14 protein-coding genes are annotated in these 14908 nt (G+C 36.8%); 4 read left to right on the top strand and 10 right to left on the bottom strand.

The window, feature by feature from the left end:
- Positions 1–612, bottom strand: coding sequence for a DUF1285 domain-containing protein (locus tag PYV58_RS01800; protein ID WP_034616450.1), 612 nt, complete (start codon positions 610–612; stop codon positions 1–3).
- 203 nt (positions 613–815) lie between these two features.
- Here PYV58_RS01800 and PYV58_RS01795 point away from each other — a divergent pair, with 203 nt between their 5' ends.
- On the top strand, positions 816–2528 hold the full coding sequence (locus tag PYV58_RS01795; protein ID WP_004725573.1) for an electron transfer flavoprotein-ubiquinone oxidoreductase: 1713 nt from the start codon (positions 816–818) through the stop codon (positions 2526–2528).
- Positions 2529–2653: 125 nt separating this feature from the next.
- Here the strand turns inward: PYV58_RS01795 and PYV58_RS01790 are convergent, their stop codons facing one another.
- The 5 genes from PYV58_RS01790 to tusA form a co-directional block, all read right to left on the bottom strand.
- Positions 2654–3445 carry a hypothetical protein gene (locus PYV58_RS01790; RefSeq protein ID WP_275059692.1) on the bottom strand — a complete coding sequence of 264 codons (792 nt, stop codon included), beginning with the start codon at positions 3443–3445 and terminating at the stop codon, positions 2654–2656.
- 399 nt (positions 3446–3844) lie between these two features.
- Entirely contained in the window at positions 3845–4207 is a 363-nt protein-coding gene (locus PYV58_RS01785; protein ID WP_227504302.1) for a hypothetical protein, read from the bottom strand.
- 7 nt (positions 4208–4214) lie between these two features.
- The gene (locus PYV58_RS01780; protein WP_051671138.1) at positions 4215–5513 is read right to left on the bottom strand and encodes a hypothetical protein; all 1299 of its coding nucleotides are present in this window, start codon (positions 5511–5513) and stop codon (positions 4215–4217) included.
- Positions 5506–8322: a type VI secretion system Vgr family protein gene (locus tag PYV58_RS01775; protein ID WP_275059691.1), complete on the bottom strand. Its 2817-nt coding sequence runs from the start codon at positions 8320–8322 to the stop codon at positions 5506–5508. The genes PYV58_RS01780 and PYV58_RS01775 overlap by 8 nt, the downstream gene beginning before the upstream one ends.
- Before the next feature lie 242 nt (positions 8323–8564).
- Complete coding sequence (tusA, locus tag PYV58_RS01770) at positions 8565–8822, bottom strand: sulfurtransferase TusA (protein ID WP_004725563.1); 258 nt, start codon at positions 8820–8822, stop codon at positions 8565–8567.
- A gap of 193 nt (positions 8823–9015) precedes the next feature.
- Between tusA and PYV58_RS01765 the strand changes: the two genes are divergently transcribed.
- Both PYV58_RS01765 and lnt read left to right on the top strand, forming a co-directional pair.
- A complete protein-coding gene (locus PYV58_RS01765; RefSeq protein ID WP_004816763.1) occupies positions 9016–9855 on the top strand; it encodes a CBS domain-containing protein in 840 nt (279 codons plus the stop codon).
- Entirely contained in the window at positions 9852–11411 is a 1560-nt protein-coding gene (gene lnt / locus PYV58_RS01760) for an apolipoprotein N-acyltransferase (RefSeq protein ID WP_034617830.1), read from the top strand. The genes PYV58_RS01765 and lnt overlap by 4 nt, the downstream gene beginning before the upstream one ends.
- Positions 11412–11478: 67 nt before the next feature.
- Here the strand turns inward: lnt and PYV58_RS01755 are convergent, their stop codons facing one another.
- Positions 11479–11817, bottom strand: coding sequence for a tRNA-binding protein (locus PYV58_RS01755; RefSeq protein ID WP_034617827.1), 339 nt, complete (start codon positions 11815–11817; stop codon positions 11479–11481).
- 339 nt (positions 11818–12156) lie between these two features.
- On the opposite strand from PYV58_RS01755, the gene PYV58_RS01750 reads away from it, so the two are divergent.
- The gene (locus PYV58_RS01750) at positions 12157–12420 is read left to right on the top strand and encodes a DUF2798 domain-containing protein (protein ID WP_034617824.1); all 264 of its coding nucleotides are present in this window, start codon (positions 12157–12159) and stop codon (positions 12418–12420) included.
- Between the two features lie 76 nt (positions 12421–12496).
- On the opposite strand, the gene PYV58_RS01745 is transcribed toward PYV58_RS01750, so the two are convergent.
- From PYV58_RS01745 to gspF, 3 genes are all read right to left on the bottom strand, one after another.
- Complete coding sequence (locus PYV58_RS01745) at positions 12497–12832, bottom strand: hypothetical protein (RefSeq protein WP_034617821.1); 336 nt, start codon at positions 12830–12832, stop codon at positions 12497–12499.
- 281 nt (positions 12833–13113) lie between these two features.
- Positions 13114–13551, bottom strand: coding sequence for a type II secretion system major pseudopilin GspG (gene gspG, locus PYV58_RS01740; RefSeq protein ID WP_004816754.1), 438 nt, complete (start codon positions 13549–13551; stop codon positions 13114–13116).
- A gap of 39 nt (positions 13552–13590) precedes the next feature.
- Positions 13591–14796: a type II secretion system inner membrane protein GspF gene (gene gspF / locus PYV58_RS01735; RefSeq protein ID WP_004725548.1), complete on the bottom strand. Its 1206-nt coding sequence runs from the start codon at positions 14794–14796 to the stop codon at positions 13591–13593.
- Positions 14797–14908 lie beyond the last annotated feature (112 nt).

Raw genomic sequence — 14908 nt, 5'->3', positions numbered from 1 at the left:
TCAAGTCCCTAATTGCAAGTGAAAATCACCACTTTCTAAAGATAAAATGGTATCTCCTTGTGCATTTTCAAGCAATTTCCCATATTCAATCAGATGGAAAAAAGCAGAACGTTGAATCAAGGCATTTATCCCAAAACGAATATGTACATAAGGTCTTAACTCACCTTGATATTCACGCATAAAAATAGGGTGTTCTGGATCAATCAGTGTAATGTCTTGATTGGTGGTGGTAACTTGTAAATAGACCTGTCCATCGAGATTCACCTGATCAACTTGATTGACCAATAAAGGTTCATCCTCAACTTGAATTTCAATCTGTTCAACTGGGGTTTTTAAATAGAACTTTCCGTCTTCTTTCCAAAGTACTTTTGTAAACAGGTCTAAAAGCGCTTGGCGTTTGATCAATTGACCTTCGTGCCACCATTCTCCATTGGCTTTTACCGTCAAATCCATTTTGCCACAATGCTTTGGCTGCCACTGCTCTAAAGGGGGTATTGACCTTTTGTGACCCGCCTGTACATCTTTTAAGTATTGTGCAATGCTCATTAAGTTTTTATTATCAGAATCTGGCTGATTTTGAGCCGCTGATGTTGAATTATTTTGATTTACCATGGTTTATGCCTTGCTGACTTAAAAATAATACGACTCAGCCAATTGGCTAGATTAGGGTTTCTAACTATACTAGCGCAAAATATATTATTGGTACGAGCGTTAATTCGTATCACGGAATTTTTAGAACACTCATGGCAGCACCGATTTATTAATTCCCAATAAATGCTCACGGTTGCCACCCTTAGAAATATGAGGAGTCCTACATGGAACACATCGAACGCGAATCGATGGAGTTTGACGTAGTGATCGTAGGCGCAGGCCCTGCGGGTCTTTCTGCTGCGATTAAAATTCGTCAATTAGCTCTTGAAAACAATCTTCCAGACCTTTCCGTCTGTGTGGTTGAAAAAGGCTCTGAAGTTGGTGCGCATATCCTTTCTGGTGCTGTACTTGAACCTCGTGCAATCAATGAACTTTTCCCTGACTGGAAAGAACAAGGTGCACCTTTAAATGTACCTGTGACTGAGGACAAAACTTATTTCCTCATGTCTGCTGAAAAGTCACAAGAAGCACCACACTGGATGGTTCCTAAAACCATGCACAACGATGGTAACTATGTTATTTCATTGGGTAATGTCGTGCGTTGGTTAGGTCAAAAAGCGGAAGAGTTAGAAGTTTCTATCTTCCCTGGCTTTGCTGCCTCAGAAATCCTTTATCATGAAGATGGTTCTGTAAAAGGCATCCAAACTGGTGATATGGGTATTGGTAAAGATGGTGAACCTACTCATAACTTTACCCCTGGTTACGAGCTTCATGCAAAATACACAATTTTTGCAGAAGGTTGTCGTGGACACCTTGGTAAACGTTTGATTGCAAAATACAACTTAGACCAAGATGCTGATCCGCAACATTACGGTATCGGGATCAAAGAACTTTGGGAAATTGACCCTGCTAAACATAAACCGGGTTTAGTAATGCATGGTTCAGGCTGGCCTTTGGCAGAAACAGGTTCTTCAGGCGGCTGGTGGTTATATCACGCTGAAAACAACCAAGTGACCTTGGGGATGATTGTCGATTTATCTTATGAAAATCCACACATGTATCCTTTTGCTGAAATGCAACGTTGGAAAACACATCCTCTAATCAAGCAATATCTTGAAGGTGGTAAACGTATTTCTTATGGTGCACGTGCAGTTGTTAAAGGTGGTCTAAACTCTCTACCTAAACTAACCTTCCCAGGCGGTTGCTTAATTGGTGATGATGCAGGTTTCTTAAACTTTGCTAAAATCAAAGGCTCTCATACTGCGATGAAATCGGGTATGTTGTGCGGTGAAGCTGTATTCGAAGCAATCCAAGCGGGTCATGAGAAAGGTGGTGATTTAGCGGTTGCGCGTGTCGCTGAAGGCGAAGATTTCTTTGCTAAAGAATTGACTGCCTATACTGACAAATTCAACAACAGTTGGTTAAAAGAAGAGTTACATCGTTCGCGTAACTTTGGTCCAGCAATGCATAAATTCGGTTTATGGATGGGTGGTGCATTTAACTTTATCGATCAAAATATCTTTAAAGTGCCATTTACCCTACATGACCTTGCACCTGACTTTAGTGCATTAAAAACTGTAGATGCTGCGACATTTAAACCGACCTATCCAAAGCCAGACGGTAAATTAACCTTTGATCGTTTATCTTCTGTATTTGTATCGAATACCGTACATGAAGAGAATCAGCCAGCTCACTTAAAGCTGACCGATGCTTCGATTCCAGTCAATGTCAACTTACCAAAATGGGATGAGCCAGCTCAACGCTACTGCCCTGCTGGTGTTTACGAGATTATGGAAAATGATGATGGTTCTAAGCGCTTCCAGATTAATGCTGCGAACTGTGTTCACTGTAAGACTTGTGATATCAAAGATCCATCTCAGAATATCACATGGGTAACACCTGAGGGTGGCGGTGGTCCAAACTATCCGAATATGTAAATAAATAAACCCGCTTCGGCGGGTTTTTTAATTTAATCTCGTTAGAGCGATGTCAAACCTAATAATTTTTAAGTTTGCTTACATAGATGTAGATTATTAAAACGATGATTTATATCTATGTCTTTCTATTTTAAAAAATCCCAAACATTTGGGTTGTGATATTCTTTTTTAATATCATAACCTAGTTTTTCCATTTTAACTTCTGTACTTTGTCTCTCTCTTTCCCACTTATTTAAATCTTTACTCAATAACACTTTCCAATCTTTATCTCTAATTTTCTCATCATATTGATAAAAATAGTGAGAAAAAAAAGTAATAAAATCCAAGTGAATTTTTACTTCATCAATAGATTCGCGAAAATTTATCGTTAATATGACATTATTTTTATAAAATCTAAGAGGCTGGCGTTTTAACGCACTCGAATACTTCTCCCATTTTTCCTCACTATCCAAATAAAACCCATCCAAACTCCCCTGATAGTTAGGTATTTTATTATTGGCTTCAAATGATTGTTTTCCAAACACTCTCGGTTCAGACTCGAAGTAAAAGACTTTCCAACCATTTTTATTTAATTGCTTTACAATTTTCTCATAAGAAAAAAAATTATTTTTTTCATTAATTTTTTTAGATTTTATATTACTAATATCAAAACCTATATCTGTAACGCCTTGTTTTGGATAGTTAGCATCTGAGACAAAAACCAAATTTTCTAAATTATTAAAAACTAAAACTGTGTGGTCATATCCATCTTTTAAATTTAATTTTAGTTTACTTTCTTCATTTACATTTAATTTTGGTCGTATAAATCCAACACTTACACCTAAACTATATTGTGAAAAAAACTTAGCATTACTATTAATTAAATTTTCACTAGGGTTGCCAGCCACAACACCAACAATATAATCAGATTCATTCATTTCTTGTTCATTTTTACTCATCGTCTCAGATGACGAATTACAAGCGACCAAACTCGATAACAATGTGATTACCAAAAATCGAATAATTTTCTTTAAAATCATCCTGTATCTCGACTTTAATTATTAGATTTTTCAGTCATTTTAGCCTTACTAATACAACTAAATTATTTTCAATACAACCATAGAATTTTCATACAGCATACTAAAAAATATTAATAAATACACATGACGGCTTTATCTTCACTAATTGAATAACTTGGCTTTAGAAAAACCATATAAATCAATTGTATACTTAAATTTTTTTCCTTTATCCAATAATTAATAGTGACTTGATTTAAACAACCATATTAAGATTATTTAAACAAAAATACATCACTTAAAAAACCTACTTAATTTTATTTACTGCAAAACAATCAAATCATATTTTTTTCTAAAATTAATATTACCACCATATGCATTTCTAGTCTGCCCCTCTAATATAATTTCATATTTTCCATTTTTAATGGGGGTCCCTTTAACTTCAATTGTATTATCACTATAAGGAGGCTCTCCAACACCAGTATTTAAAACCAAACCAGAATCATTAGTGATATTGCTATCAACAAATAAGTCATCAACCAATATAACTTTCTCAATTTCAATTTTAACGTTATAAGGTTTTCCTACTGAAGCTTTTGGCAAATTATCAGGTGTTATAGTCGGAGTATTACTACAGCCTAATATAAAAAAAGCTGACAATAAAAGTAAATATATATTTTTCATAAATTTCCTAATTCAATGTCTTTTCAACAACAATAAACCAATATAAATTACTAGAAAAAAAACTCAGTTCTTGATCTTTAATTTTTTGATTACTTCCCCAAGTTGCACAATAAGCTGATACTATTTCACTATGTTGAGTTGAGGAAGTAATTAATTGTCCTTTTTTTGTTTTAATATTATCTGTAAATACAATCCAATGTGAAGGACCTCTAACTTTAAGTTTGCTAAATCGAGGAATTTCTGGCTGCCCTTCTACAATAGCACCCATTGTTAATGCTATCAAATAATGATTTTGCATCGAAAATGCATTTGCTTTTATTAAGCTATCAACACGGCTACTGTAATTTCTTTCAGTATATACTATTTTATAACCAATATTCTTTAACCAACGCTCCATATCTGATGGTAGAGTAAATGCCGTAAAACCATTAAAACTATCACCTACAATATTCTGACTTTCTGCTGTATTATAATCAAAAACTGAATTCTCTGAATCTCTTAAACTCCCCATTGTTATCCAATCTACTGGTGAAATTCTTGGATTTAATGTTATTTTATTATTAACACCTTTATTCTCCTTATAGAAACCATTCACTTTTCTAGCACCATCTAAAGAAGGTTTTATATTAAGATTATTAACCTTTACCTCTCCCTTCTCCCATAACTCTTTTACTATTTTAGCATATATTTTCTTATTGCTATTTAAAACGCAATAAAAAAATGCAGCTGGCCCGCACAAATATGTACTACGTTGATTTGGGTATGGATCTTTAATTCTACTATATAAACTAGTCTCAACACGTTCTTTAGTAAAAGGATCATTTGAATTACCGAGAGGGTATTTTTCTTCAATAAAAATCCTATTCGATGGTAGATTCACTTCCACAATATTTGGATTATTAGGTTGTGTCTGTTTCGTAACATTGTTTGTTTCTTTATATTTAACAATATCTAATTTAACATTATATCTATTTTGAGAACTAAACTCTTCAATTCTGTTTGCACTCAAATATCTTTTAATAACATGAACTTCAGCACCACTCTTAGACATTCTAAATAAATCAAAAATTAAAATACATTCTTTTAGTTTAGCAGGATCATTAACAACTATTTTTAAAATGTGTGTTCTAAAATTCTTAGTTGACTTAATCAATAAATTTTTTGAATATGGTGATATTTTATTATTACTCTGATCTAAATAATTAATATTTTTAACAGGATCATAAACTCGCAATGAATATCTCAAATCATTAATATCAACATTAGATTCCAAAGAAACATATGGATAAAAATCGTAATTAGCCATTATCTATCTCATCAATATTTATAAGCTCATCATTTATTAAATGTAAATCCACTTTTTCAGGTTGAATTGTTGTTATTGTTTTAGTATAGCCATTATCATCTGTTATACCTTCTACCTTACTTCCATTCGCTAAGAAAAAGTAATACTTCATATTTCTCTTAATATTTCCATTATTATCTTTCACCAGCATTTTCAAATCATATGCATTTTTTTCACCTATTTTAGGTAAGCTGATGCTAGAACTAATAACTTTCCCACCACCCAAAAATTTATGCTGCCCCGCCTTACTCTCAAACTTACCCGCAGTGGTCGGTAAAACACCTGCTCCACTAATTTCAACTTGCGAACCATCTGCAATCAAAATAATTTTCTTATCCGCTTTAATCTCAATCTTATCTTCAGTTGAAATAATCTGAATACCTTTACGTGCAATCAAATCCGCACCATCGCCTTGTGCTTGGATCTCAACTTTACCTTTCCCTGCAAATAATCTTGCCCCTTCTTGTGCCGCAAAAAGACTAATCTTTGATTGTGCATGTGCGACTAAATTCTTTTGCGTACTCAGGTTGATACTATCACCCGCAGTTTCATAGATTTGTCGATCGGCAGAAAGATGTAGATCTTCATTAGTAGCAAGCGCAACCGAATTGGGTGAAGCCAATAACATGAGAGCTTGCTTAAAGGTATCTGCTTGGCTTTTTGCTTCACTGGATTCATCTTTTTCCAAAAATGAAATAAACGATTTCAAATGATCTAAATTTTCTAAAGGATCCGTTTGCTGATTCTTAGCAACTTCACTTAAGGCTTTAGAGTTATTTAGACTACTTTCTAACTGACTTTTCGCGGCTGTTGCATCGAGATGATTGCCTGAAGCTGAATCTTGAGCATAGGTACTGAGTAGTAGGCCTTGCCCTGCACGCACTGCACCCCATTGGTCTGTTCTTAGTTCAAAGCCTTCACCTCGTCCTTCACTGGTCTCGGTTTCTTTAGGATGACTCAGGTTACCGAGGTTAAGTTGACTCGCACCGTGACTACTTTGTAGCTGGCTGCTGATTTGCTCTGTGGTATCGTCAAATCTCAGTTGGCCATAGCCACTGCCTTTAACTTCTCGACTTTTGATCCCTGCCAGTTTTTTGGTATCAGGCAATTGGCCTTTGTCATCAAATTTAGTTGGGCTTCGTTGCGCTTCATGGATACGCCCCACCACAAATGGTCGGTCGATATTGCCATCAAAGAAATCTATCACGACAATCTCACCAATCCTCGGTAAGAACCGCGCACCATAGCCTTCACCTGCCCACGGGGTCAGTACATCCACCCAAGCGGAATCAGTATCGTTGTCATTGCTCCCTGCACCACCATCATGGCTGTGGTCTTCATTGCGGGTAAACAGGAAGCGAACTTTAATACGTCCCCATTCATCGACATGGATTTCTTCTCCACTTGGCCCAACCACTTTGGCACGTTGTGGATGGGTACTAGGGCGATGTTGTAGTGGGTGGTATTCAGGAACAGTGGTGATATTACGGCGTTGTAGTACCAATTGATTGGCTTGGCGTTCTGGGTTATTTGAATCTGCTTTATTTTCGTTTACCCAATTGCTTTGTTGGAGCAAGCGATTGATTTGTTCGCTCAGGTCTTTGGGTAAGTTGTTCTGGTTATAGAATGTCTTTGACGTGATCAGAAATTCTTTGTCTGAGCCATTGTGTTGGTCTATTTCTGGGTGTTCGTTTAACTCAAACCAGTACCCCACTTGCGCATCACGTACAGTGGAGTTGGATATAAATTGTTTGGATTGGGCATCGTAATAATGGCTGAGGTTTTGGTTGATCTTTTCAATTTGATTGTTATTTGAAGCGGTTGCTTGATCTTCACCATTGAGGTCTTGAATCCAAGCTGGGCTAATATGCCAAGCTTGTTCTAAACCAAGACTGGCATTGTTTTGGCTTTGACTGTGTTGGTGTTTGCTTTGAACACTGCCTGCACCTTCTTCTTGCTCTAACACATCTGCTTGCCAGCGTTGTACGTGGACAGCGGTGGGTTGTAAGCTACATTGTCCGATAAAGCTGGTGATGCTGTCTTGTTGTTCTGTGGCACTGCTGCGATGGAAGCGGATCTTTCTTCGTTCTAGTGCTTTGTATTCACTGTTATCATCCACCAAACGCAGTTTTTGTGGCTGAATTTGAGTCGCAGAACTAGGCACAATCAATTGTGCTTCATCAATCAGCCAGTTGATCCCTTCACTGCGCATCAAGCGGCTTAAAAATGCGTAGTCACTTTCATTACTCTGCATAATGAATGGTCGGATATCGTAGTCTTTTTTCAGTCCACTTTTATCAAGGCTTAAACTGGAGGCAAACAGTGGACTTTTGTCTTGCCATTCTTTAAACAGCGTTTCTATGACTTGCACAACCGACTTATTCATAAACACTCGGCTGTTACGGCGTTTATGCCACAATGAAGTAGCATCTTCGAGTTTGAGTTTATATAGCGTTAGTGCGCCATCACTCTGCCCTTGTGCCGCTTCAGTAATCACCCCTGTGCTACGAAACAGTTGTCCATGATCTGTGACTTGATCGATGGCCACTTGGCTACCGATAAATTGTTTAAGTGGAATCGCAGCCGAAGTGGCAAGGCAAATCAGTTCAACAGACACTCCTTGGTTTAGACCATGTTGTCCATCAATACGTTGTAAGAAGACTTGGTTGTTTAAGTCTGTATTGCTAAATTGGATATGCAAAGCTCGTTTTTGTGCGTTTAGTCCAAGCTGATCCAATATTTTATAAATGCTATTTACTAAGCTGTTCATTTGAATGAGTTAATTATTATTAAAAAATATGTTTAGATTATAATCATAAGTCAAAATTCTGTCATTTTTAATTTTGTAAAATAATTTAATATCCACAGTATAATTATTAAAATTCAATAAATTACATATAACATAAATTTATTAGCCATTAAAAACAGGCTAAATAAATTTCAATATTTTTAAATCAATAAAAGGGAAATCATTACATATAACATAGACTGATTTCCACCCATCATGATCTTTTAACCTTTCTTCACTAAATAGTGAAATTCCTTATTTCCGGCATCATCTAGTACTTCTTCTTGTAAAATCAACTCATGACCGAGATGCATACAAAATTTAGGAATGTCCCAAGAAGTTGAATTATCAGTTGCAAATACTTCAACGACATCACCTGATTTAGATTTACGAATTGCTTGATGCAACATCATTACAGGCTCAGGACAACGTAGTCCACGCGTGTTTAATTGAATGCTTGCTGTAGGCATCGGTTCAGACATTATCTATTCTCAAAAAGAAGCGAAATCAATCAATAATTTTAACACAAACTCAAATAATGAATAAGGCTTGCAATATATCTATAATATGACACATACATTCATCTATTTACCTTATTTAATAGATAGACATCTGTGTTTTCTTCGGTATGATAAAAAAACATTTACTAGATATTAAGCGTCTTTAGGAAAGATCATGCACGAGGAATCAGGCCCATCGTGGGGAATGCGTGGCTTACGCAAATGGTTAGGAACAGCGCCAGAAACCCGGGATGAACTGCTAAAATTAGTACAAGATTCACGTCGTTTTTTAGAACCCGATACTGTTGCAATGTTAGAAGGCGTATTAGACCTTCCAGCAACAAAAATCCGTGAAGTCATGACTCCGCGCACAGCGATGGTCAGTTTGCAAGAAGATGATCAACTTCTTGATATTTTAGATATTCTTATTGAATCTGCACATTCACGTTTCCCTGTTTTCTCTTCTGATCAGCCTGAAAACGTCGTGGGTATTTTACTTGCTAAAGATCTTTTACCCTTTTTAACTGATCGTTCATCTGTTGTCGATGTGCATGCGTTAATGCGTCAGCCATTATTTGTCCCAGAAAGTGCCCGTTCCGACCAAGTTTTGAGAATGTTAAAAAACACTCAAACCCATATTGCTATTGTGATTGATGAATATGGTTCAACAGCAGGGCTGGTTACTTTAGAAGATATTCTGGAAGAGATTGTTGGCGAAATTGAAGATGAGCATGATAACGTTGACGAAGAAGCACAATTTATCATTCCAGATACAACTCATACCACAGCCAATACATGGATTGTGCAAGCACTTACACCAATCGAACATTTTAACAATGTTTTAGATGCTGAATTTCCTGACGATGAAGTAGAGACTATGGGCGGATTACTGCTTCAAGAAATTGGTCTAGTGAGTGATCTTCAAGGCCAAGTGGTTGAGCTTGAGGATTGGGAATTTACAATTATTGAAGCAGATGCACGCACTATTCATCTGATTCGAGCTGTACATAAATGAGAGCATACTTTGACAAGCTGTTAAATTCATCACAACAACAAAAACAGCTGCCCTTCATTTTCCCATTATTGATTTCGTTAATGTCAGGCGCAGTGTTCAGTTTAGCACTGGCGCCTTACTATTGGTGGTGGTTGGCAATTTTATCGCCTGCCCTGCTATATGCTTGCTTAAAAGGCCGTACACCACGCCAAGCATTTGCGATTGGCTTAAGCTATGGCTTTGGTCTATGGTTTGTTGGCGCATTCTGGCTCTATACATCGATTCATGTGTATGGAGATACCAATGCTGTATTGAGTGTCTTGATGATCGCCATCATGGCCATTGTCATGGGGCTTTTTACCGCGATTCAGACTTGGGTATATCGTAGATTCTTCCCTGAAACGCCATTAACTTTCGCTCCTTTGTGGGTTATTTTTGAATGGTCGAAGACTTGGGTCTTTACTGGTTTTCCATGGTTATTTGCAGGTTACGCATTCACTGAACGACTTTTAGATGGCTATGCTCCACTGTTTGGTGTGTTTGCAGTATCTTTTGTTGTAATTGTCCTTGCTTGTGCATTGGTTGAAATTTTAAATAGAAAAGTCTTTTGGATCTTTCCTGCAATCATTTTAATCCTTGGCGCATGGGGCGCATCGTTTATCACTTTCGTACAACCGAAAGCAGAAAAGCCGCTCTCCGTTTCTTTGATTCAAGGCAATATTCCGCAAGATTTAAAATGGTTAACTGAATATCAGGTTAAAACCTTAGAAATTTACGTTAATTTAAGCCGTACTGAATGGGGGCGTGATCTGATTGTTTGGCCAGAATCCTCGATTCCACTGTTCCAAACAGATATTCAACAATTCTTGGATATGATGGATCAACAAGCCAAAAGTTCAGGCACAGCATGGGTAACGGGTATTCCTTATTGGGACTTAAAAGAGTCACAGAAAAATGGCTATCCAATGTACTACAACAGTATGATGGCTTCTGGCGCAGATTCTTCAGGCTTATATAAAAAACAACGTCTGGTGCCTTTTGGTGAATATATTCCACTTTCAGGATTGTTGGCTTGGGTGTTACCTGCGCTACAAAATGATCCATCCATGAGTGGATTTTCACAAGGTGCATCCAATCAAAAACCTTTTAATATTAAAGGACATGATTTAGCTGCAGCCATTTGTTATGAAGTGGCCTATCCGAATCTCACTCGACGAAATGCGATTAATAGTGACTTTTTAGTGACTGTTTCTAATGATGCTTGGTTCACTGGTACAGCAGGCCCATTACAACATCTTCAAATGGTGCAAATGCGTGCCAAGGAAAATGGACGTTGGTTTATTCGTGCTACCAATACAGGTGTAACAGCATTTATTGACCACAATGGGCATATTGTAAAACAAGCCCCTGTAGATCAAAAAGCTGTACTTCGTGGTGATTTACCGGCCATGCAAGGTGAAACTTGGTACACCCGCTTTAGCGATTACCCTATTTTATTGCTATCCTTCTTATTATTAATTTTAGGCTGGATCTATCGACCTAAAGCAGTCGATATTAGCTTTAAATCTAGACGTTAATGCTTGAATCCCTCATCTCTGGTTTAAGGAGATGAGGTCAGCTTCAACAAAGCGCTTGATTCAATGATTAAAGTAACTTTGTTCCCAATGGCACATTTGTATCAGGCACACACAACGTCACATGCCCATCTTGATTATGGAAACCCGTCACTAAACACTCTGACTGAATCGGTCCAATTTGTTTTTTTGGAAAGTTCACAACAGCAACCACAAGCTTCCCAATTAAATCTTCAGGTTGATATAGGTTGGTAATTTGCGCACTCGATTTCTTTATACCGAGTGCTTCGCCAAAATCAACATGCAAAATATAAGCAGGCTTACGCGCTTTCTCAAACACTTCGGCTTGAATAATTTTTCCTACCCGTAACTCTACTTTAAGAAAGTCATTCCATTCTATTTGTTGCATTGCTAAGTCCTCGTATTTTTATCAGTTCATCTCAAGAGATAAAATCATTTTAGATAAATTTAAAGCGATCAACCTTATACAAAACAGACAAATGATCCTGTTAAAAAGACAATCATGTTCAATCCAAACCCTATCAAAACGAAATTGAAAATATTTTCGGCGCATTTTTTATTATATTTTTTTCAAGTTTATGCTAAATTATTTTCGCTGATCATAAAGCCGTAAACGTTTACGTCAATCAACGTGCCAACATATCTCCAACAAGGCTTGGGGCTATTTTTAATCAAAATTTTAATATTTTGATGCGGCACTGGCGTTTGTTGGTTTACGGAGTAAAAAATGCAAAATTCTAAATCGTCTTATTTTAATTTTAAAAAGATTCCACATCGCTATGCAGCGATTGTTTTACCTTTGTTACTGTCTATTATCATGACATTTATTGTTTCATGTATCAGTACATTCAGAAGCATGGGGTTTGAGAATTTTTCGCTATATACATGGCTTTCAGCTTGGGGGATTTCTTGGCTGATTGCCTTTCCAGTGTTACTTTTTATCTTACCTATTGTGCGCAAAATCACCATGAGCCTTGTTCAGCCGACTTAGTTGAATAAACCTGAATCATTAAATTGTAGTGCAAAAAAACCGAGGATTACACCCTCGGTTTTCCATGATATTTCAACTAAAGTTGAGTCACCAAATAAGACATCATTGCAGCTAAAAATAACATTGGCACATAACGATATGAACGTACTAAATATTGTTCTAATAATGATGAGAATTCAGTTTTTAACTGAAATACTGTCAAATTTAAGGCATTATAAAAACTAATAATAAATAATGCACTAAATACGCTAATCGCCATAAAACCAATCATGATCTGGCTATTGGCATCGGCAACTTGCCAAATATTGAGAAAAAACTGGCTAATCGGTAATAGGCTCAAAATTAAAAGAACAGATTTGAGCATAGTCCAATGAAATTGGCTGATTTCATCTGGTAATAATAATGCTTTCATCTCATCCTCCTAAGCAATTCAGATTGCCCTGAGAACTATTATGCAAGCTTTTAATTAAATAAAAAGTCTATTTTTATACACAATTTAACTTTCTTGTAACTATTAAATATGGGAATAATTCTTATTATAACTCTCAAACATCGTTATTTTAAATAGCTGTTATATTTCAATAAATTAAATACACTTTAGCAAACAAGAAAGATTATCACTTCACACAAGATTTATTAACTCGATTAAATGAAGTGATTAATCCCATAAATAATAACTTAAATAATCTTCAATTAAGGTTGGTAATAAATATCTGCATCATTTCCTTCACCACCTTGTTTACCATCGGCACCAAAAGAATATAAATCAAATTTACGACCTTCAGAACCAGGGATCACATATTGAATATCATTTTCCCAACTGTCTTTCGGATAACCACCTTTAACATAACCACCAGGTAACCAGTTTTTAGCTGTTGCAGGTTGATTTACAAGCGCGTCTAACCCACCATCTTGGCTTGTCGGATAACGCCCATTGTCCAGTTTATACTGGTCTAAAGCACCCGCTACACCTTTTAATGCAATTTTAGTGGTGTCAACTTTGGCTTTTTCACCGCGTCCCATCACATTGGGTACGATCAATGCTGCAAGTACGCCTAAAATAACAATCACAACCATCACTTCAATTAAGGTAAAACCTGACTGACGAGTCCTATTCATCTTTCGTTGCATCTGCTTACTCTCTATATATTCTTTATAAAAATAATTGGCTTAGATCATATTGTTCATATTGACGATTGGCAACATGACTGCAATCACAATAACCAAAACAATACCAGCCATAAACACCAACATTAAGGGTTCCAGTAAAGCCAATAATGTTGAAATAAATGAGGATACTTCTCGATCCTGCATATCTGATGCACGGCTTAACATTCGATCTAACTCACCCGAAGCTTCACCGCTTTTAATCATTTGTACCATCATCGGTGGGAAATAACCACAACGCTCCAATTGTGTTGCAAGATTTCCACCTTCTGTGACTTTCTCTGCTGCAATATTAACTGCATCTCGTATCACCCAATTGCTACTCACCGCTGCTCCAATTTTCAAAGCATCGACCAATGGCACGCCTGATTGGGTAAGAATAGATAAGGTACTGGCAAAACGCGCTGCATTTATACCACGAGATAATTTACCAAATAATGGCAATCTGAGTGTTAAACGATCAAAAGCATAGTGCCCCGCAGAAGTTCGTAGGAATCGAATCAATAAAAAGATCCCAACCACACTAAACACCAGCATAAAGGGCCAAGCCTGCCGAATAATCTCACTGGCTTTCATCAACGCCACAGTGATCCATGGCAAGGCTTGCTTACTTTGGTCAAAGGTTTTAACAATGTCTGGAACAACATATGTCATCAACCCCATCACAATCGCAAAAGACATAAACATCAAGATGATTGGATAGATCATCGCACCTTGAATTTTCTTTTGCATGGCAAAGCGGTTTTCGGTGTAATCAGATAATTGATCTAAAATTAAATCTAAATGCCCTGAACGTTCACCCGCAGCAACGGTCGCAATATACAAATCTGGAAAGCGTCCTGTTTGTTGCATCGCTTGAGCCAAAGAGTGCCCTTCAAGCACTTTTGAACGTGCCGAAAGTAAAAGATTTTGTACATGCACTTTTTCACTTTGTTTGGCAACTGCTCGTAATGCTTCCTCTAAAGGAATTGCAGCAGCGACCAAAACAGAAAGTTGACGTGTCATTAAGGCCAGATCATAAGCCGAGAATTTACGTTGAAAAAATCCTGAACTTTTATTTTTATCTTTTTGTTCAACAGCATCCACCGTGACAGGAATCAATTCCTTGTCCCGTAGTTGTTGTCGAATCTGGCGTGCGGAATCTCCTTCTAACACGCCTTTTTGCTGCTTTCCTGAAGCATCAATTGCAGTAAATTGATATGCTGGCATTATTATGCTCTAGTTTTCCAAAATTTTTTGATTAGGCTGTTGCGTCATACCCTATAAATCATTCATATTCATGTTTATAGATGACTGTTACACTCTAACACAAGCCGAATCT

This window comes from Acinetobacter sp. TAC-1, from assembly GCF_029025845.1.
In the GTDB taxonomy this organism is placed as follows: domain Bacteria; phylum Pseudomonadota; class Gammaproteobacteria; order Pseudomonadales; family Moraxellaceae; genus Acinetobacter; species Acinetobacter guillouiae.
This window is presented reverse-complemented; position numbering and strand designations above follow the sequence as displayed.

Coding starts and splice junctions, on each gene's coding strand:
- gspG (WP_004816754.1), bottom strand. CDS start 13,551: ATGCAACGAAAGATGAATAGGACTCGTCAGTCAGGTTTTACCTTAATT.
- PYV58_RS01750 (WP_034617824.1), top strand. CDS start 12,157: ATGCAAAATTCTAAATCGTCTTATTTTAATTTTAAAAAGATTCCACAT.
- PYV58_RS01785 (WP_227504302.1), bottom strand. CDS start 4,207: ATGAAAAATATATATTTACTTTTATTGTCAGCTTTTTTTATATTAGGC.
- PYV58_RS01800 (WP_034616450.1), bottom strand. CDS start 612: ATGGTAAATCAAAATAATTCAACATCAGCGGCTCAAAATCAGCCAGAT.
- PYV58_RS01765 (WP_004816763.1), top strand. CDS start 9,016: ATGCACGAGGAATCAGGCCCATCGTGGGGAATGCGTGGCTTACGCAAA.
- PYV58_RS01745 (WP_034617821.1), bottom strand. CDS start 12,832: ATGAAAGCATTATTATTACCAGATGAAATCAGCCAATTTCATTGGACT.
- PYV58_RS01775 (WP_275059691.1), bottom strand. CDS start 8,322: ATGAACAGCTTAGTAAATAGCATTTATAAAATATTGGATCAGCTTGGA.
- PYV58_RS01780 (WP_051671138.1), bottom strand. CDS start 5,513: ATGGCTAATTACGATTTTTATCCATATGTTTCTTTGGAATCTAATGTT.
- lnt (WP_034617830.1), top strand. CDS start 9,852: ATGAGAGCATACTTTGACAAGCTGTTAAATTCATCACAACAACAAAAA.
- PYV58_RS01795 (WP_004725573.1), top strand. CDS start 816: ATGGAACACATCGAACGCGAATCGATGGAGTTTGACGTAGTGATCGTA.
- PYV58_RS01755 (WP_034617827.1), bottom strand. CDS start 11,817: ATGCAACAAATAGAATGGAATGACTTTCTTAAAGTAGAGTTACGGGTA.
- tusA (WP_004725563.1), bottom strand. CDS start 8,822: ATGTCTGAACCGATGCCTACAGCAAGCATTCAATTAAACACGCGTGGA.
- gspF (WP_004725548.1), bottom strand. CDS start 14,796: ATGCCAGCATATCAATTTACTGCAATTGATGCTTCAGGAAAGCAGCAA.
- PYV58_RS01790 (WP_275059692.1), bottom strand. CDS start 3,445: ATGAATGAATCTGATTATATTGTTGGTGTTGTGGCTGGCAACCCTAGT.